The organism is Rhizobium sp. PDO1-076 (assembly GCF_000247475.1).
Taxonomy (GTDB): domain Bacteria; phylum Pseudomonadota; class Alphaproteobacteria; order Rhizobiales; family Rhizobiaceae; genus Allorhizobium.
On record NZ_AHZC01000432.1, the window covers coordinates 1 to 18,272 of the forward strand.

The window sequence follows — 18,272 nt, forward strand, 5'->3', positions numbered from 1 at the left end:
GCGGGGTCTTCCTTCGCAATTTGAAGAGCACCGGCGAGGTCTCGTTTTCCGGCACCGAGATCGGCGGTCCACTCTCCGCAAGGGAGCCGAGATGAATGGTGGGCAGGGCAAGGCCCTGAATGCGCAGGGCGCCACGATCAGGGGCGGGGTCTTCCTTCGCAATTTGAAGAGCACCGGCGAGGTCTCGCTTTCCGGTGCAGAGATCGGTGGTGAACTCTCATGCGATGGTGCCGAGTTGAATGGTGGCGAGGGCGAGGCCCTGAATGCGCAGAACGCCACGATCAGGGGCGGCACCTTCCTTCGCAAACTGAAGAGCACCGGTGAAGTCTCGTTTTCCGGGGCCGAGATCGAGGGTCAACTCTCGGCGGAGGAGGCCGAGTTGAATGGCGAGAAGGGCAAGGCGCTGAACGCGCAAAGGATGATCGTCAGAGGAGGCTTTATATGGAGGAAACTGAAAGCCGTCGTCGGAGAAGTTGATCTCAATGCTGCGCATCTCAGCGATCTGGTGGATGATGAGCAAAGCTGGAAGGCGGTGTCGCAACTGATGCTGATGGGAGCTACCTATGAAAACCTGGTCGGCCCCCACAGTCTCCCCTTCCGCAAACTCTGGCTCAAGAACGGTGCCATATTCAACGGCCAGTTCCACCCCCAACCCTATCAGCAACTCGCCAAATTCTACCGTGAGACCGGCCATCGCCATGAGGCGCGCGAAATCCTGATCGAGAAGGAGAGGGAACAGCGCAAGGCCGTGCGGGCGTCAATCCGCAAAGGCAGACGCAAGGCCGAAAGCGATGTTCCATTCTCGGTGAAAACAACTTTGCCGTGGTCGTGGGATGCTATCAGGCGCTGGATCAGTTTCTATCTGTCTCCCTGGCTGAGGATCGGTTGGAACTGGTTCTGGGATATCCTCATCCGTTACATCGCTGGCTACGGCTACAAACCCTGGCTCAGCCTCGCCTGGCTTGCGGGTATGATCGGCATCGTTTGGATTGGAGCCTTTGTCACCTGGGACGCTGGTGACTTCGCGCCCAACTCTGCCATCGTCCTGACATCTCCAGAGTGGAAGGCTGTGGCAGATCTCCCAGAGGTCTATACAGCCATCTCCGAAGACGCGAAGCAGATGATCGTGGAAGACATGACACCTGCACATCCTTGGTCAGCCCCCGACGCCCCCGGCAAGGACTACGAATCCTTCTACTCCCTCGCATACGCCCTCGATGTCGTCGTCCCAGTTCTCGATCTCGGCCAGACCGACGCCTGGGCGCCGTCCCCGGCGCGCGGCGACTGGGGCTACCGGATGTTCTACCTCCAGAAGATGTTCATCGTCCTCGGCTGGGTCGTTACTGCCATCGCCGCTGCCGCTATTTCCGGCATGATCCGCCGCGACGACTGAGCTTGCGCCCGGCATTTCCGCTCACGTCTCTCGTCTTGTGCGCCAGCCGCGGCGGCCACCGGCATTCGTCCGGCGGCCCAGCGCATAGGCACAGGCACGCACCTGGGCGGGTTGAGCCCGACAATCCCAAGCCCGACTGCGGTCTCGATCCGGCAACCAACCCCCACCCCAACGCGCCAAACTCTCCAAAACCAGCACACCACCTCATCACGCCGCGGCATGTGAGGCCTGCACGTCGCGGACGGGCGGCAGTCCGAACAGGCGACCATATTCCCGCGTAAACTGAGACACGCTTTCGTAGCCCACCTTGAAGGCGGCCACGCTTGCCGGCGCGCCCTCGGACATCATCAGTCTGCGGGCCTCGATCAGGCGCAGATGTTTCTGGAATTGCAGGGGAGACAGCGAGGTCACGGCCCGGAAATGATGGTGAAACGAGGACATGCCCATCCCGGAGACCGATGCCAGTCGTTTCACCGGGATCGTTTCGGCAAAGTCATGGCGCAGGACGGCGACCGCGCGTGCCACGCGCTCGACGTGACTTCCCATCATGCCGAGGCGTCGGATCGCATCGCCATGCCGCCCGGCCAGCAACCAGTAATGCATCTCGCGCACAAGCTGGTTCTGCAGCACGGGACGAGATGAGGGCCGGTCAAGCAGGCGCATCAGGCGCAGTGCCGCGTCCGACACTTCCGCATCCGTCGGGCCGACCTTGACCGCCGTCTGGTCGCTGACCTGCAACGCATGCATTTCCACGCCAAGCGCGGCAATGATCGCCGGATCGAGTTCCATGACGAGCGAATAATAGGGCGAGGCGATACTGGCGCGGGTGATCTGGCTGACAGTCGGCACATCGGCGGTGATCAGCAGCGTGTCTCCGGTGGCGAAGGCGTATTGCTGCGTTCCCATCGTCACCTGCTTTGCACCTTGTACGACAAGGCAAGCCAGCGGCCGCGACATGTCGTGCATGAGCGGGCTCGGGGCCGTCGCCCTGACGGTCGAAAGCCCGGAGATCGGTGTCAGCGCGATGCCCGTCGGGTTAGCATGGGCATCGGCATATCGGCGAACGGTGTCGAAAAGCGTTTCCATGCAGCGAACATACGCCTTGCCCGGAATGTCGCCTAGACCCTTTGGAGGATTAGGCAAGAGTTGGCGAGGTTCTGGCAACACGGCCGCCCGCTTCGAAGCGATAAAGCGGCCAGGCCACATTGGACCAGACCACATTGTGCCAAACCACATTGGGCAAGACCAAATGGGCCAGACCACATTGGGGTGGTCGCCACGAAAGACATGGATCATGACCAAGATTTCTCTCATCACCGGCAGCAGCCGCGGTCTCGGACGCAACACCGCGCTCAGCATTGCCAAGGGCGGCGGCGATGTTGTCGTCACCTATCATAGCCGTTCGCAAGACGCCGATTCCGTCGTCTCCGACATCCGTGCCATGGGCCGCAAGGCGGTTGCGCTTCAGCTCGACACAGGTCGGGTGGCCAGCTTCGACACTTTCGCGAAGACCCTGCGCGCAGCACTTCGTGACACCTGGCAGCGCGACACTTTCGACGCCCTGGTCAACAATGCCGGTCATGGTGACTATGCCCTGATCAGCGACACGACGGAACAGCAGTTCGATCGCCTCGTCGACGTGCACTTCAAGGGCGTGTTCTTCCTGACGCAGAAGCTCTTGCCGCTGCTGGCCGACGGCGGCCGTATCGTCAACCTGTCCTCCGGCCTGACCCGCGTCTCGGCACCCGGCTGGTCAGCCTATTCCGCGGTCAAGGCTGCGGTTGAAGTGCTCAGCATCTACATGGCCAAGGAGTTCGGCAGCCGCGGCATCGCGGTCAACACCGTAGCGCCCGGCGCGATCGAAACCGATTTCTTCGGTGGCGCCGTTCGCGATACGCCCGACTTCAACAAGTTCTTCGCCGACATGACGGCACTCGGGCGGGTCGGCGTTGCCGACGATATTGGTCCGGTGATCGCCGGCTTGCTCAAGGATGACAACCGCTGGATCAACGCCCAGCGCATCGAAGTGTCGGGTGGCCAGGGTATCTAGCCGCAACACTCTGTCGGGCTGCGACGGCCAAGTCGTAGCCCCCAGCCCCCCCCCCAAAAAAAAGCCCCCGCTGCCCCTCAGGCCTCTCTGGTCTTGTGCTTCGGCTGATGATGCGCCGGCCGGAGCAGGCGATGGATCATCGTGCCGAGCCGCCGTCTCATGCTGCGCAACACCCGGCTCCACACCAAAGTCTGCTCGTCGAGAAAGATGACATTGACCGGCAACGACGACATGGTCCGCTCGTCGGCGCGCAATGGCCCATCCGGATCGCTCACTTCATAGAAGCATTCATAGTCCGGCCATGTATAGCCGTCTTCCCATGTCCAGCAATTATGCGCCTGGTAATGCTGCATCAGCCGCGCGCCGAGCGCCTTGTCGGTCGCCAGCAAGGCCGATGGCGCACCGAGGCGGGGGACGTTTCGCTCCATGAAATAGAGCACACGGTCGCTGACATAACTGCTGACGAACATCCGGAAATCGCGCTGGCGCTTGACATGCGAGACAGCCCGAAACACCTGCACATGCTCTTCATGGCCGTATTCGCCCCAGGGATTGTGGGTGACGACGACGTCTCCCGCCTGCAGATGTTCCTCCAACGCCGCCGTCAGCAGGTGGAAGTTTTTCGCATAGGCATCGCTGTTGCGATCGCAGCGGATGCCATAGACGGTCTCCTCGGGCTTGCGCCAGTTCGTCGTCTGGTAGGTATTGGATTCGACAATGGCGAGATCGACCACGGTTTTCAGCGGAAAGTCCTGAAACACCGTCCGGCGACCATGGCTGATATCGCCGCTATTGGGCGCCTCGTTGTAGCAGATGATGATTTTCTTCGCCGATGCCAGGATCGAACTCGCCCAGAGAACCTCGTCATCCGGATGTGCCATGACCACCACGGCCCCTTTGAAATCATCCAGTGTCATCATCAGGAAACATCTCTGTCTTGCGTCATGATCGTCGGGCTGGGTCCGCGTCCATTTTGTCCGGCGCCCCCGACGTGATCGCATCCGCAACAAGGCCGGCGTCAAAAAGCCGGGCCCCGTTCTCACGCGTCGCATCCATCGTCCCGCACCAATCGCCGCGTCGTCTACAGGCGTTGGTGACGCGCCATCAGGGCGCAACGGTTACAAGTCTCGGCCGGCGATGGACCGGCGCAAGTGGGAAGTAGAAAAGGCTGATTTTATTGAGATCAGGTTATCAGGGTGGTTGTATCCACCGTGTTTCTGCGCGGATCGCGAATAATTGATCGAATACGGCGGCAATGCAGCGGTTTTTTCCATCCTCTACCAGACGAGCTCGCCCCGCCGGCCAGCCTGTTTGTCTGCCGGCATGCCTGCCTGCGTCGACAGTATCGACGGCAGCGACCTCGATCAGCTTCCTGATTGCCGGCGCCGGGTGTTGCGCCGCCGATCGACCCACGGCGGTCCCTCACGCCTTGGCGCGTCAGGCGATGCCGCGGTAGAACAGATGACGCCCGATCTTGCGTTCCATGAAGGCGCGGGGTGATTTGCGTACCCAGTCGGGACTGCCGATCGATGTGGAGTGATAATGCAAGACGGCGTCGGTGAGGTGATTGATCTTGCCCGCCAGGGCCTCGCCGGCGACGACAAGGCATTCATCGAAGTCGCGGTCCGCGCCAGGTTGAAGATGGATGATCTTCGCCCGGTTTGGATCTCTGGCGTTCCAGCAGGAAAATTGCCGGTGTTGCAGGCAGACCGCGATGATGCTGTCGGGGTAGCGGGGCGACGCTTTGCGGTTCAGGATGACCTCGGCCACCGCCTCGCGCCCCATCTCGCTTTCGCTGCGTGCCTCGCCATAGATCGTCCGCGCCAGGATCAATTGCTCGTCGCCGGTCGGCATGTCCACCGGTGTTAGAGCGCGGATCGACGCAACCCGGCTCAGATCGAAAGCTTCGGTGCGCACGGTGTCGCCCTGATTGCCGCCGATACAGGTCAGCTTGCGCGAACTTTCCATGCGGCTGAGCGCGAAACAGACATGCCCGGTTGTGCCGGTATCCTTGCCGGGATGAAGCACGACGACCGCGCCTTCCAGTGCCGCCTGCACCTTGGGGTCGGTCAGTCCGCCCTTGCGTAACTCGACGGAGCCCCAGGTCTTCCAGCTTTTTGCCGTGGCGGCCTGTTCGACGACAGATGCGCCCGCCTGCGACAGACACCAGGCGACAAACGCGCCACACCACGGTTCCACGGTAGGCGGACGATATGACGTCGCGTTGAAATAGTCCTTCACCCGGGTTTTGCCGGCCGGCGTCGTTTCGCTGACATCCGCCCGTGCCCAGAACGTCTCCTCGGTTTGCGCGATGGCCACCCATGGCATTCCGCCCGCAACGGCGCTCACCGGCGGAATGGCAAATTCGGGAAAATGTTGTTTCAGCTTGGAAAAGCCGACCTGGAACGCCTCGTTCAACACGGCGGCCGTCTTCTCGACGAACTCGTCCACCGTGGTCGCATGGCCGGCAAGCCCCTGCTGCAGGAAACGCCGGCGACGGCTGATCAGTGCCTCCCGATCGCCAGGCGCCGGATAAAATGGCGCAAGCGCGTCGGCAACCGGCGTCTGCGCATTGCCCTCGACATGCATCCGGTCGATGGCAAATGCCGCTTTTGCCCCGACAAGGCGTGCCTGGAGCAACAGCAGGAAGCTGGGAATGAAGCTCTGCTCCGGCTCGGCAATGTCGGCGGCAACGGCCTCCGCCTCCAGAGCCTCCCAGTCGCGCTGGGTGAGGAACTGCGCCGCCGTGACCTGCGAAAGCGGGTTGAACCGTTGAAACGGCCCATATCCGGCCGCCGGATTGGCGGCGACAAAGTCCGCCCATTCCTCCTCGGTAATCTGGAACGGCCCGATGGCCGACGTTCCAGGCAGCCGGTTGCCGAACTTCGTCAACTCGCTTTCGATCCAGGCCAGCGCGATCAGATAGTCCGCAAGGATCGCCGGCGCTCCGTCCGTTTCGCTGGCATGTGCCTGGATTTCCGTCCGGGCGCAGTGCTTGACGAATACGTCCTCGTCCACCGGCGGCACATCCAATGTCTTCAGCGGGCCGACATGCCCGATTTCGATCCAGCCGCTGTTGCCCACAGCGCCTGGGGTCGGCCTGTAGGTGACATGGCGCCAGCCCTTGGGTGCCGATACGTTCTGATCCGATGAAAGGTCGAGGTAGATCGTGTCGTCGATGGAAAGGACATTAACCAGAGCGGAGTCCGTCGATGGCTCTTGATAGAGCCGTGCCCGACGTTTCTGGCCAGACGCCACTACGACATAGACTTGCTCCATGGTCGGCTCCTATTGTGGGGCTGTGGTTTCTAATTTCTGCACGAGTTCTGCGCTCAGAGACCTATTCTGTTTCGCAGTGGCGGCCTGCATGCCGTACAGGTTTCTCGCCTCAGCGATCCTGTCGCGCAGTTCCGGCGTGTTCAGCGTCACCGTCGCCTTGTCGAGGGCGGGAAGCTTCTTGATCACGGCGTTCAGGTCGTCGATCAGGCCGGAAAACCGGTTCGGATTGTCGCGCATCACCACTGCCTCGTAGTAGTTCTGGACGCCCTTGTCGGGATCGCCCGGCTTGCAGCCCGATGTGGCCAGGTATTCGAACTCTGCCCTTTGCAGCGGGCCGGTATTGCGGGAGCCCAGGGTGTCGCGATAGTTCTGGATGCCCGCCAGCGTGTCAGCCCCGGGCTTCCCGTCATCCGGCACGCAGATCGCGCGTTGCACCAGCTTGATTTCGGCCTCCGTATAGCCGCTGTCCTTCGGAAAGATCGTGTCGCATTCCTTGCAGGAAACCTTGCCGCGGTCCGGCTGCTGATTCGCCTGCATGCCCGCCGTCGCAGGACCTTTGCCCGACTTGAAGGCGCTGATCGCGTCCACTTCCTGCTGCACGCTATCGGCCAGCGATTGCGGCGCGATGCCGGAGGCGGCAGCGAGTGCATAGGTGTTGGCGTCCAGCACGATCGTCTGAGGCGTGCAGATCCGCAGATAGCCGCGCAGCGCGAAGACCATTTCCGGACTTTTCGAGAATGTCACCTGCATGAACTGGCGGCGGAACTCCAGCCGCCGCTCGTAGACGATCCGCTTGATCGTGCTGCTCTCCAGCCCCATCAGCATGGAATTGTTGAACGCGTCATAGAGCGAACTGGTCAGCCCCAGTGCCTGGGCGACATAGGCGATCGTGTCTGTGCTGGCGCTGGCGATCGTCAGCACGCTGGTTGCCGCGCTGCCGATCGCCACAAGCGAGGAATGCACGCGTCCGGCCTCGGCCCGCTTGGTGTCGATCCACGCCAGATAATGGTCGCATCGCCCGTCGATATCGTTGAAGCCGGCCTGCACCAACATCGAGTAGTCGCTGCAATGGGCCGAGGTGCCGCTGCGCTGCAGATGGGTCTGGTTGCAGAGTTCGCCGAAGTAAGAGGCAATATTGTTGGTCGCCAGCGACGTCTGGCTGGAATACAGGTCCTGCCCGATACCTCTGTTGCCAAGCGCTGGAGTGCAACTGGCGACCAGGCACAGCGTGATGAGAAAGAGTATTCGCCGCAGCATCACGTTCATGCCCTTTCAATTAAGACATGAAAGAAAATCTGCGCTCGCGCATGACGTGCGTCAATTGAATTTTATCAGAAGTTGAATAATAAAATTCAGGCGACCCAGAACACATCCCGGTTTCAGGCAAGGATTGGGCAAACAATATCTTGTTATTAAACGCTTTTACGCAATGATCTATGGCATTTGTTCATGGCTTATGTTCACGTTTTACGTGCATTTGGTTGCGTCGGGGAGGAGATGTCCGAGGCTGTCGGGTGATCAAGCTCCCCCCTTGATCGCAATCCCGGCCTCGATCGCCGCTGCGATAAATGCCTTGCGGGCATCCTCGTCGGTCTTCTTGCCTGCATCGACCGCCGCACAGACCAGCAGGGCCGTGTCGAGGGCTTTGCCGTCTTCCGCCGGCCAGTCCTCGATCAGCGCCCAGCAGGCGGCCATGGTGCTGTCGATGGTGACATCGGCACCGTCTTCTCCGATGGCGAGGATCACGGGTTTGGTCCAGGTCTTGTGCATGATGTCGGCTTTCGAGCAGGCGCGTGTTGCAGTGGGCAAGGGCCGGTCGCGGCCCCGTTTCGTCCTCTATAGTGCCAACTGCGCCCTCCCGCCACTACACTATCTGTACTGGACGGCCGGTATCCGCAGGCCCATAGTCGTGCCGGCAGGGATCTGCGCGGAGGATCTGCCGGGAGGGTCTACAATGTCCAAGGACGGCTATCACCAGTTTTGCCCCGTGGCCAAGGCCTGCGAATTGCTGGAACCGCGCTGGACCATGCTGCTGCTCTGCGAGATGTGGTCCGGCTCGACCCGCTTCAACGAGATCCAGCGCGGCGTGCCCGGCATCTCCCCGACGCTGCTGTCCAAGCGCCTGCGCGAAATGGAGGAGCGCGGCCTGGTCGAGCGCCGGGAAAGCCTGAACGGCAGCGAGGTGCATTACCGCACGACCACCATGGCCAACGAACTGGAGCCGATCGTGCATGCGCTCGGCGAATGGGCCCATCGCAATGTCGATACCGAGGTCACGCTGGAACATCTCGATGCCCGGCTTTTGATGTGGAACATCCGCCGCAAGGTCGATGCCGGTTTCCTGCCGCCGGACCGGCGGTCGGTGATCCAGTTCACCTTTCCCGATCTGCCGCGCGAGGATCAGAGCTTCTGGCTGGTCGCCAAACCGGGCGAAATCGTCGATCTCTGCTCGATCGACCCGCGCTACAATGTCGATCTCTTCATCCGCGCCGATCTCTACGCCATGACCGCCGCCTGGATGGGCCATTCGACATACCACGCCGAGATCGCCCGCGAACGCATCGCCCTGATCGGCGATCGCACGCTCGCCGCCACCATCGACCGCTGGCTGGTCCGCAGTTCCTATGCCGCGGTTTGCCCCAGCAATTCCAGGAAAAGTGCGTAGGCGGTTTTCCGCCTGGAATTGCGGGAAGCCGGAAGCCAATTCCAGGAAAAGCGCGTAAGCGGTTTTCCGTCTACAAATGCAGCGCCAGTTTCCAGCAAAGCCGACAAATGAGACGATCGTCATGCTCGGCCTTGTGCCGAGCATCTGCCGGGGGCAACGAAAGACGCCGAGTTAGCAAATAAAAACAACACTGCGGCAAAGCCCAGCAGACCCTCGGGACAAGCCCGAGGGTGACGGCGAACGCGGTGAACCGTTTGTCCGCAGAGACACCGACACCCGCTCGCCCCCCTCCACTACACTTACTGTATCGCCCGCTACACTTCCTGCACTGGCCGCAACTGCGGTCCCGGGCGCATTCTTGGCATCAGCAGGCCAGGGCTTTGCCAGGGCATTGAAAGCCGGCCTGTCATCCGATCAACCAATCCAAGGAAACATGCCATGCCATCCCCCCAATCCTCAGTTCACCCGTCGTCATCGTCAGCCTCCATGCCGCCCGGTTCGGTTGCTCCGATGGCCGATCTTGCCGCCGTCAAGGCGCGCCAGCAGGGCGCCTGGTCGTCCGGCGATTATGCCGTGATCGGCACGACGCTGCAGATCGTCGGCGAAAACCTGTGCGAGGCGCTGGACCTGCATGCCGGCAGCCGCGTGCTCGATGTCGCCGCCGGCAATGGCAATGCAACGCTCGCCGCCGCCCGCCGCTGGTGCGACGTCACATCGACGGACTATGTGCCGGCGCTGTTGGAAAAGGCCAAGGCACGGGCGAAAGCCGAAGGTCTCGACATTGCCTTCCAGACGGCCGATGCCGAGGCCTTGCCCTTTGCCGACAACAGTTTTGATGCGGTTCTGTCGACATTCGGCGTGATGTTCACCCCGGATCAGGGCAAGGCGGCGACCGAAATACTGCGCGTGGTCAAGCCCGGTGGCCGCATCGGCCTTGCCAACTGGACGCCGGAAAGCGTCATCGGCCAGCTGTTTGCCACCCTCGGCCGCCATCTGCCGCCGCCGGCCGGCGTCAAGTCGCCGGCGCTCTGGGGCACGCGGGCAAGGCTGTCGGAACTGTTCGAGGATGCGGCCGCGATCGAAACGACCAACCGCAGCTATACCTTCCGTTATCGCTCGCCGGCCCATTGGCTGGATATCTTCCGCACGTGGTACGGCCCGGTTCACAAGGCCTTTGCCAGCCTGCCGGATGACGCAGCACGTGCCGCGCTCGAGCGCGACATCCTCGCCGTGATCAACCGCTCCAACCGGGCCGAGGACGGCACATTGGTCATGCCAAGCGATTATCTCGAGGTCATCGTCACCGCCCGCTGAGGGACCGGTCGCCGCAACAGATACACATAGGATGAAAGCCGTCGGAGCCCTCCGGCGGCTTGTTCGAGTCCTGCCCTTGCGCGACAACGACTTCATGAGACAGCCATCTTGACTTGACGTCCATCTAGGTCCATTTGCCCCTTATGGGTGCGCCGCAACAAATGCCACCCGAACCGAGGACAGGAAGATGAACCCCGACAGTCGAAGTTCGACGTCTGATAGCCCGCGAACAACGGTCGTCTAGCCCTCGTCGAGGCGCACGGTGACCGCGAGGTCGCCAAGGAGTGCCCCATGCTGCGCAATTTTTCGCGTCAAGCCGATCATATCGTGTCTGCAGATCCTGCTGCCGTCGAGCCGACACCCGTCATCTGGTTCGACCTGCTCAATCCCGCAATCGACGAAAGCCGCGCGGTCGAAGCGGCCCTCGACATCGCCATCCCGACCCGTGACGAGATGGAGGAGATCGAGCTTTCCGCCCGTCTCTATCAGGAGGACGGCGCCGAGTTCATGACGATGACGGCGCTTGCCGGCCTCGACGGCGACGATCCGGTCAAGACGCCGGTGACGTTCATCCTCAAGGGCGAAAGCCTGGTCACCGTGCGGTATGCCGATCCCAAGCCCTTCGAGACCTTCATCATCCGTGCCAAGCGATCCAATGGCCTGGTCTGCACCAATGGCGAAACGGTCATGCTCGGCCTGCTCGAATCGGTCATCGACCGTCTCGCCGACGTGCTCGAACGCGTCGGCAACGAGATCGACGGCGTCTCGCGCGAGGTGTTCCGCTCCAAGGCCGCCAAGGTCAACAAGAAGACGCGCGATTTGCAGTCGCTGATCGAGCAGATCGGCCGCAAGGGCGACCTTTTGACCGGCGCCCGCGAAAGCCTTGTGTCGATCTCGCGCCTCGTCGCCTATCACGCGGCGCTGGAAACGCCCGCCCGCAAGGTGGCCAAGGAAACCCGCCAGCGCATCAAGCTGCTGCAGCGCGACGCCGTCTCGCTCGGCGATCACGCCCAGTTCCTCCAGGGCAAGATCAATTTCCTGCTCGATGCGACGCTCGGCCTGATCAATCTCGAGCAGAACCAGATCATCAAGATCTTCTCGGTCGCCTCCGTCGCCTTCCTGCCGCCGACGCTGGTCGCCTCGATCTACGGCATGAATTTCGAGACCATGCCGGAACTGCAATGGCAGATCGGCTATCCGATGGCGATCGGCCTGATGGTCCTCTCGGCCGTCCTGCCGTATCTCTACTTCAGGCGGCGTGGCTGGCTTTAGCATAGAGGAGACGAGGACCGTCGCACCCGGTGGTCCCCGTCTTCAAATCATGCCCTGACGGCGACGACGAACAGCCGCGGAAAGCGCAACAGCCGCCGCCCGTCGGCAAGCGGCGGATAGGCCCGGTCGATCCGCGCCGTGTAGTCGGAAAGGAACGCCGCTTCGTGCTCCATGCCGGCGGCTGCCAGATACGGCCGAAGGCCTGTGCCCCTGACCCATTCGACGATCGCCTGCGCGTCGGCCATCGGGTGATTGTAGATCGTGTGCCAGACATCGACCTTGGCCGCGAGCGGCGACAGTGCCTCGATATAACGGGCCGGCTGCGGCAGCAGTGCCCGGCGCAGGCGCCCGCCTTCAAAACGTGCCGCCCAGGGTCCGGCAGCGCCGGTCTCCTCCATCAAAAGATGTGTCGGCTGGCCGAGATTGTCGGGCATCTGCACGGCGAGAACGGCGCCGGGCGAAAGCGCCTCAAGCCATTGCTGCATCAGTGCCAGATGGTCCGGGATCCATTGCAGCACCGCATTGGCAAAAAGCAGATCGGTGTCGGCCGGTGGCACCCACTGGCTGAGATCGGCTTCGGCAAAGCGGGTGTGCGGCAGCCGTGCCCGCGCCTTGTCCAGCATGTCGCGGTCGCTGTCGAGGCCGCTCACCGCATCGACACCGAAGCGCTCGACCAGCAATTCGGTGGAATTGCCCGGCCCGCAGCCGAGATCGATCACGTTTGACGCTAAGGCCAGCGGCACCTGCGCCAGAAGATCGCGTGCCGGGCGGGTGCGCTCATTCTCGAACTTCAGATATTGATCAGCCGACCAGGCCATGGCGATACTCCCTTTGCCGGCACTATAGCTTGTTGACATGACAGGCGCGGGATCCGCCCGCACACCGCGCTGTCATCCGCCAAGATCTTGGTCGATCTCCGTCAGCGCACGGTCGACATGGCCCTCGAACACCAGCGTCTCTTCCTCGGTGATGATCAGGATTTCCGGCGCGCCATGCACCCGCACATGCTGCGACTGGCCAAGCCCCTCGGTCAGCCCGCGCATCAAGAGGTCCATGAACCGCGTGCCGGGGCCGGTAATCGCGATCGGCATGGTTTCCTCGGCAAGACTGAGCATGCGCGACAGGCTCTGGCCGAGTGCAAGGCCGGCCTGGCGGAAGGCATATTCCGAAACCCGGTGTCCCTGGCGGGCGCGACTGGCGATCTTTTCCATCTCGCCAAGCGGCACGAATTTCGCCGGGATCGTATCCGGCGGCACTTCGAAGGCGGCGCGCAGGATGCCGTAGAAACCGGCAGAGGCCTCGACGCAGCCATAGGCACCGCAGCGGCAGAGTTTGCCGTCGGCTGCATGCAGCATATGGCCGAAATTCGGCGCCACCACGCGCACCAGTCCGCTGCGGTCGCGCAGCGCAACCCCCAGCCCGATCGAATGGCCGAGCGACAGCGTCGCCAGCGCGGGCAGGGGCGTTTCACGGGTCTTTTCCAGCCTGAGCAACAAGGCATGCGTGACCAGCAGGCTCTCGTTGAACAGCCGGATGCTGCCCCTTCCTGACAGACTGGAGTCCGAAACGCCGGGGTGCGACAGGCCCGACAGCGCGCTTTCGAAGTCGAGCGATTCGTAGCCGAAGATCGGCGACCACAGCAGTTTGGCGCCGTCGCGGTCGGCAATGCCCTTGCTGCTGATAGAGATCGTCATCACCGCGTCTTCGGCCAGGCCGGAGCGGCGGATCAGCCGTTCGATCGTTTCGCGAAACCCCTTGAGAAAGGCGGCGGACGTGGTCGCGCCATGGTCGCGCGGCTCTTCGATCCGGTCGATCAGCGTGCCGCGATAATCGGCCAGCGAATATTGCACTGCATGCGAGGAAATCCGCACCGCAATCACATGGGCCGCGTCGCGCCGCCGGTTGAACAGCACGCGCGGCCGGCCGCGATGGCCGGCATTGGCGACTTCCCGCCGCTCGATGAGCCCGAGTTTTTCCAGGTCCGCAGTAATGGCCGAGACGGTCGCCGACGACAGGCCGGTCGATGCCGACAGGTCGGTATGCGCCAAAGGTCCGTCGCGCCGAAGCGCCTCAAGCACCAGCCCGCTATTTTGCTGGCGCACGCTCTCGTTGCTGGTCTTCTGGCTGGACTTGTTCAGCATGGGCCTTGTGGCCGGTTTTTGTCTATCCACCGCATGCTCCTCCCAAAGCATTTGGTTGGCCGTATTGCAAGCCGTGACCGGCCTGTGTTGACAGCACGGGAATCTTCTGCCAGTTATTTTCTCGACTGTCGAGAAAAACCATTGGACGGGGGTCCATGGGGTAAGGGCAGTTTTGCAGCGGGTCGTTTGGTTGGGAGGTCTTCCAACGGTCCGCTATCACCTTGGGAGGTTTAAAATGAAATCCGTATTGAAGCTGATGGCGTGCACCGCCGTCATCGTGAGCCTGCATTCCGTCGCAAGCGCCAAGGACATGATCGTTGGCGTTTCCTGGTCCAACTTCCAGGAAGAGCGTTGGAAGACCGACGAGGCCGCGATCAAGGCTGCACTCGAAGCCAGTGGCGACAAGTACATTTCGGCTGACGCCCAGACGTCTGCCGCCAAGCAGCTCACCGACATCGAAAGCCTGATCGCCCAGGGCGCAAACGCCCTGATCGTTCTGGCCCAGGATTCGGAAGCCATCGGCCCGGCCATCGAAAAGGCTGTTGCTGAAGGCATCCCGGTCGTCGGTTATGACCGTCTGATCGAGAACCAGAACGCCTTCTACATCACCTTCGACAACAAGGAAGTCGGCCGCATGCAGGCCCGCGAAGTCATGAAGGTCAAGCCGGAAGGCAACTATGTCTTCATCAAGGGCGCCTCCACCGACCCGAACTCCGACTTCCTCTATTCTGGCCAGATCGAAGTGCTGAAGGAAGCCATCGACGGCGGCAAGATCAAGAATGTCGGCGAAGCCTATACCGACGGCTGGAAGCCGGAAGCTGCCCAGAAGAACATGGAGCAGTTCCTGACCGCCAACAACAACGCGGTTGACGCCGTTGTCTCCTCCAACGACGGCATGGCCGGCGGTGTGGTCGCAGCGCTTGAAGCCCAGGGTATGGCCGGTTCTGTTCCGGTATCCGGTCAGGACGGCGACAAGGCAGCGCTGAACCGCGTCGCTCTCGGCACCCAGACCGTGTCTGTCTGGAAGGACAGCCGCGAACTCGGCAAGAAGGCCGGCGAAATCGCTTCGGCCCTCGCAGCCGGCACCGCGATGGATGCCGTTGAAGGCGCCGTGAAGTTTGCTGGTGGCCCGAAGGGTCTCGAGATGAACTCCTACTTCATCGCCCCGCAGCCGATCACCAAGGACAACCTCAACGTCGTCATCGACGCTGGCTGGATCTCCAAGGAAGAAGCTTGCCAGAGCGTTGCTGCCGGTTCTGTCGCAGCCTGCAACTGAGTGCTTTGGTTTAACTGACCACCGAGCTTGAGCCGCAAACGCCGCAGCCTTGTTGCTGCGGCGTTTCGGCTGATCGGGAACTTCAAGCAGCAGGACCGTGCAGGCGACAATCGCCATTTGGGCAGTCCGACACCCGGACGTCCGTTCAGGCCGGTGCGGGTCCTTGTTCACTGCAGGAAGCGCCCGATCCGCATCGCCGGCCACAGGTCGGCACCGCACGCAACGACGCGGAAAAGGTCGCAAGCCGTAAAACGACTGGGGAGATATCTGTATGGCGGATCAAAGCCTTGCCACGCCTGCGCCCGCAGCCCGGGCATCCAATGTTTCAGCGTTAAAACGCTTCTTTCAAGCCACCGAAATTGACACGCGCCTGCTCGGCATGGTGATCGCGCTCGGCATCATCTGGATCGGCTTCGACGTCCTGTCGAACGGCCTCTTCCTCACCTCGCGAAACCTCTGGAACCTCTCGGTTCAGGCGGCCTCCGTCTCGGTCATGGCCACCGGCATGGTGCTGGTCATCGTCACCCGCAATATCGACCTCTCGGTCGGCTCGATCCTCGGCTTCGTTGGCATGATCATGGCCGTGCTGCAGGCCCGTATCCTGCCGCCGATCATCGGTTTCGAACATCCGCTGATGTGGGTGATCGCGCTTTCCGCCGGCATCGCGGTTGGCACGGCGATCGGCGCCTTCCATGGCGCGATCATAGCCTTCCTCGGCGTACCCGCCTTCATCGTCACGCTCGGCGGCCTGCTCGTCTGGCGTGGTGCTGCCTGGATGGTCACATCAGGTGCGACCGTTGCCCCGATGGACACCACCTACCGCCTGATGGGCGGTGGTGCGGATGGCTCGATCGGGGTCACCGCCAGCTGGATCGTCGGCATTGTCGCCTGCGTTCTCATCGTGCTGTCGATCCTCAATACCCGCAAGCAGCGCCGCCGCTTCGGCTTCCCGCTGCGCCCGCTCTGGGCCGAATACTTCCTCGTCGCCTTCGGCTGCGCCGCCATTCTCGGTGCGGTCTGGGTCGCCAACAGCTATTACATGCCGGTCAATCTCGCCAAGAAATATGCCGAAACCCATGGCATCGCCTGGCCGGAAGGTGGCCTGCAGATCGGTCTCGGCATCGCCATCCCGGTCCTGATCGCCATCGGCATCGCCATGTTCATGGCCTTCATCACCAACCGCACGCGCTTTGGCCGTTATGTCTTCGCCATCGGCGGCAACCCGGAAGCCGCCGAACTCGCCGGCATCAAGGTCAAGTGGGTCACCGTCAAGATGTTCGCGCTGATGGGGGCACTTTGCGCCGTCGCCGCCGCCATCTCGACCGCCCGCCTCAATGCCGCGACCAATGCGCAGGGCACGCTCGACGAACTCTACACGATCGCCGCGGCCGTCATCGGCGGCACGTCGCTCGCCGGCGGTGTCGGCACCATTGCCGGTGCCATGCTCGGCGCCGTCGTCATGCAATCCTTGAATTCGGGCATGGTCCTGCTCGGTCTCGACACTCCGCTCCAGAGCATTGTCATCGGCATTGTTCTCGTCGTCGCGGTCTGGCTCGACACCGTCTACCGCGCTCGCGCCAAGTAAGGGGAGTTGAACCAATGACAGAAGAACGCACCCCACTGGTGGAAATGCGCAATGTTTCCATCTCCTTCGGCGGCATCCATGCCGTGGACGATGCCTCCGTCGATCTCTTCCCCGGTGAAGTCGTGGCGCTGCTCGGCCACAACGGCGCCGGCAAGTCGACCCTGATCAAGATCCTGTCGGGCGCCTACAAGCGCGACAACGGCGATATCCTGATCAACGGCGATTTCGCCGACATCCACAATCCGCGCGATGCGAAGAAATACGGCATCGAGACGATCTACCAGACGCTCGCCGTCGCCGACAATGTCGATGCCGCAGCCAATCTCTATCTCGGCCGCGAGCTGCGCACCCCCTGGGGCACGCTCGACGACGTCGCGATGGAAGCCAAGGCCCGCGAAGTCATGGGACGCCTGAACCCCAACTTCCAGCGCTTCAAGGAGCCGGTCAAGGCGCTTTCCGGCGGCCAGCGCCAGTCGGTGGCGATCGCCCGTGCCATCCTGTTCGACGCCCGCATCCTGATCATGGACGAGCCGACGGCAGCGCTCGGTCCGCAGGAAACCGCCCAGGTCGGCGAACTGATCCTACAGCTGAAAAAGGAAGGTATCGGCATCTTCCTGATCAGCCACGACATCCACGACGTCTTCGACCTCGCAGACCGCGTCTTCGTCATGAAGAACGGCCGCGTCGTCGGTCATGCCCGCACCCAGGATGTCACCAAGGACGAAGTGCTCGGTATGATCATCCTCGGCAAATGCCCTCCGGGGGCGGTGCCGGGACCGGGTGCCATGCAGACGGCGTAAAGCGCGACGTCCAGCAAAACGGGTTTACACCTCCCCCTTGATGGGGGAGGTCGACGCGCGGCGGGTGGGAGTGATTACGGTGGACAGCGACCACGTCGATCTGCCCCACCAAGCGCGGCCTCGACCACGTCACCCGCGACAGGCACGCCTGGAGGCCCGCAAGCTCTGAAGGGATCGGGCTGCGCTCTGATGTGCATACATCACGCCAGGCATTGGGCCACTACTCTGGCCGACCGGTGACCCAATCGAATGGGGTTGCCCCAACGGCGGTCGAGAGGCCATGTCCGGATTGCGCCAACTGCGGTCATTGGTATTTGCGGTCGCATAGTACCCGAGCATGCAGAGCTTCAGCCGAGGAGCTTTGAGTACCTACTGCGCGACCGAAACCGTCTCACGAACCTGCCTGACAGCATTGAAGACCTCTCCAGGCATGCCGAACCCTGGCGCGCCATAGAGCAAATGAAGCTCTTCCCTATGACGGTCGGGGTCGAGCAGGA

At 62.2% G+C, this 18,272-nt stretch carries 15 protein-coding genes; 8 read left to right on the plus strand and 7 right to left on the minus strand.

Translation table 11 applies throughout. From position 1 onward, the window contains the following. The coding region (locus PDO_RS28485; RefSeq protein WP_202803134.1) for a hypothetical protein at positions 1–1,393 on the plus strand (1,393 nt) is incomplete at its 5' end. Positions 1,394–1,600: 207 nt separating this feature from the next. Here PDO_RS28485 and PDO_RS25470 read toward each other — a convergent pair. Next, positions 1,601–2,479 carry an AraC family transcriptional regulator gene (locus PDO_RS25470; protein WP_007608570.1) on the minus strand — a complete coding sequence of 293 codons (879 nt, stop codon included), beginning with the start codon at positions 2,477–2,479 and terminating at the stop codon, positions 1,601–1,603. Between the two features lie 208 nt (positions 2,480–2,687). On the opposite strand from PDO_RS25470, the gene PDO_RS25475 reads away from it, so the two are divergent. Further along, positions 2,688–3,443, plus strand: a complete 756-nt coding sequence (locus tag PDO_RS25475) for an SDR family oxidoreductase (RefSeq protein ID WP_037075548.1) — start codon at positions 2,688–2,690, stop codon at positions 3,441–3,443. Between the two features lie 77 nt (positions 3,444–3,520). On the opposite strand, the gene PDO_RS25480 is transcribed toward PDO_RS25475, so the two are convergent. The 4 genes from PDO_RS25480 to PDO_RS25495 form a co-directional block, all read right to left on the minus strand. Continuing rightward, positions 3,521–4,363 carry a PIG-L family deacetylase gene (locus tag PDO_RS25480; protein ID WP_007608579.1) on the minus strand — a complete coding sequence of 281 codons (843 nt, stop codon included), beginning with the start codon at positions 4,361–4,363 and terminating at the stop codon, positions 3,521–3,523. A 517-nt stretch (positions 4,364–4,880) separates the two neighbouring features. After that, entirely contained in the window at positions 4,881–6,722 is a 1,842-nt protein-coding gene (locus tag PDO_RS28695; RefSeq protein WP_007608582.1) for a cell wall hydrolase, read from the minus strand. 9 nt (positions 6,723–6,731) lie between these two features. Beyond that, positions 6,732–7,988 carry a hypothetical protein gene (locus PDO_RS25490; RefSeq protein WP_037075536.1) on the minus strand — a complete coding sequence of 419 codons (1,257 nt, stop codon included), beginning with the start codon at positions 7,986–7,988 and terminating at the stop codon, positions 6,732–6,734. Between the two features lie 252 nt (positions 7,989–8,240). Then, the gene (locus PDO_RS25495; protein ID WP_007608586.1) at positions 8,241–8,492 is read right to left on the minus strand and encodes a DUF982 domain-containing protein; all 252 of its coding nucleotides are present in this window, start codon (positions 8,490–8,492) and stop codon (positions 8,241–8,243) included. A 184-nt stretch (positions 8,493–8,676) separates the two neighbouring features. On the opposite strand from PDO_RS25495, the gene PDO_RS25500 reads away from it, so the two are divergent. From PDO_RS25500 to PDO_RS25510, 3 genes are all read left to right on the plus strand, one after another. Further along, positions 8,677–9,387: a winged helix-turn-helix transcriptional regulator gene (locus tag PDO_RS25500; RefSeq protein WP_007608587.1), complete on the plus strand. Its 711-nt coding sequence runs from the start codon at positions 8,677–8,679 to the stop codon at positions 9,385–9,387. A 438-nt stretch (positions 9,388–9,825) separates the two neighbouring features. Continuing rightward, complete coding sequence (locus PDO_RS25505; RefSeq protein ID WP_007608588.1) at positions 9,826–10,701, plus strand: class I SAM-dependent methyltransferase; 876 nt, start codon at positions 9,826–9,828, stop codon at positions 10,699–10,701. 291 nt (positions 10,702–10,992) lie between these two features. Next, entirely contained in the window at positions 10,993–11,973 is a 981-nt protein-coding gene (locus tag PDO_RS25510; RefSeq protein ID WP_007608589.1) for a magnesium transporter CorA family protein, read from the plus strand. Positions 11,974–12,020: 47 nt separating this feature from the next. Here the strand turns inward: PDO_RS25510 and tam are convergent, their stop codons facing one another. Together tam and PDO_RS25520 are read right to left on the minus strand one after the other, a co-directional pair. Continuing rightward, positions 12,021–12,791 (minus strand): trans-aconitate 2-methyltransferase, encoded by a 771-nt coding sequence (gene tam / locus PDO_RS25515; protein ID WP_007608590.1) that lies wholly within the window; start codon positions 12,789–12,791, stop codon positions 12,021–12,023. 72 nt (positions 12,792–12,863) lie between these two features. Then, positions 12,864–14,114, minus strand: a complete 1,251-nt coding sequence (locus tag PDO_RS25520) for an ROK family transcriptional regulator (RefSeq protein ID WP_037075545.1) — start codon at positions 14,112–14,114, stop codon at positions 12,864–12,866. 235 nt (positions 14,115–14,349) lie between these two features. Here PDO_RS25520 and xylF point away from each other — a divergent pair, with 235 nt between their 5' ends. From xylF to PDO_RS25535, 3 genes are all read left to right on the plus strand, one after another. Further along, entirely contained in the window at positions 14,350–15,390 is a 1,041-nt protein-coding gene (gene xylF / locus PDO_RS25525) for a D-xylose ABC transporter substrate-binding protein (RefSeq protein WP_007608594.1), read from the plus strand. Between the two features lie 271 nt (positions 15,391–15,661). Then, positions 15,662–16,975, plus strand: a complete 1,314-nt coding sequence (locus PDO_RS25530) for a sugar ABC transporter permease (RefSeq protein WP_007608597.1) — start codon at positions 15,662–15,664, stop codon at positions 16,973–16,975. 14 nt (positions 16,976–16,989) lie between these two features. After that, on the plus strand, positions 16,990–17,775 hold the full coding sequence (locus PDO_RS25535; protein ID WP_007608598.1) for an ATP-binding cassette domain-containing protein: 786 nt from the start codon (positions 16,990–16,992) through the stop codon (positions 17,773–17,775). The last annotated feature ends 497 nt before the right edge of the window (positions 17,776–18,272 follow it).

Bases quoted from the DNA above. Each gene is read 5' to 3' on its own strand.
- PDO_RS25470 (WP_007608570.1), bottom strand. From the start codon at position 2,479: ATGGAAACGCTTTTCGACACCGTTCGCCGATATGCCGATGCCCATGCT.
- PDO_RS25475 (WP_037075548.1), top strand. From the start codon at position 2,688: ATGACCAAGATTTCTCTCATCACCGGCAGCAGCCGCGGTCTCGGACGC.
- PDO_RS25480 (WP_007608579.1), bottom strand. From the start codon at position 4,363: ATGATGACACTGGATGATTTCAAAGGGGCCGTGGTGGTCATGGCACAT.
- PDO_RS28695 (WP_007608582.1), bottom strand. From the start codon at position 6,722: ATGGAGCAAGTCTATGTCGTAGTGGCGTCTGGCCAGAAACGTCGGGCA.
- PDO_RS25490 (WP_037075536.1), bottom strand. From the start codon at position 7,988: ATGAACGTGATGCTGCGGCGAATACTCTTTCTCATCACGCTGTGCCTG.
- PDO_RS25495 (WP_007608586.1), bottom strand. From the start codon at position 8,492: ATGCACAAGACCTGGACCAAACCCGTGATCCTCGCCATCGGAGAAGAC.
- PDO_RS25500 (WP_007608587.1), top strand. From the start codon at position 8,677: ATGTCCAAGGACGGCTATCACCAGTTTTGCCCCGTGGCCAAGGCCTGC.
- PDO_RS25505 (WP_007608588.1), top strand. From the start codon at position 9,826: ATGCCATCCCCCCAATCCTCAGTTCACCCGTCGTCATCGTCAGCCTCC.
- PDO_RS25510 (WP_007608589.1), top strand. From the start codon at position 10,993: ATGCTGCGCAATTTTTCGCGTCAAGCCGATCATATCGTGTCTGCAGAT.
- tam (WP_007608590.1), bottom strand. From the start codon at position 12,791: ATGGCCTGGTCGGCTGATCAATATCTGAAGTTCGAGAATGAGCGCACC.
- PDO_RS25520 (WP_037075545.1), bottom strand. From the start codon at position 14,114: ATGCTGAACAAGTCCAGCCAGAAGACCAGCAACGAGAGCGTGCGCCAG.
- xylF (WP_007608594.1), top strand. From the start codon at position 14,350: ATGAAATCCGTATTGAAGCTGATGGCGTGCACCGCCGTCATCGTGAGC.
- PDO_RS25530 (WP_007608597.1), top strand. From the start codon at position 15,662: ATGGCGGATCAAAGCCTTGCCACGCCTGCGCCCGCAGCCCGGGCATCC.
- PDO_RS25535 (WP_007608598.1), top strand. From the start codon at position 16,990: ATGACAGAAGAACGCACCCCACTGGTGGAAATGCGCAATGTTTCCATC.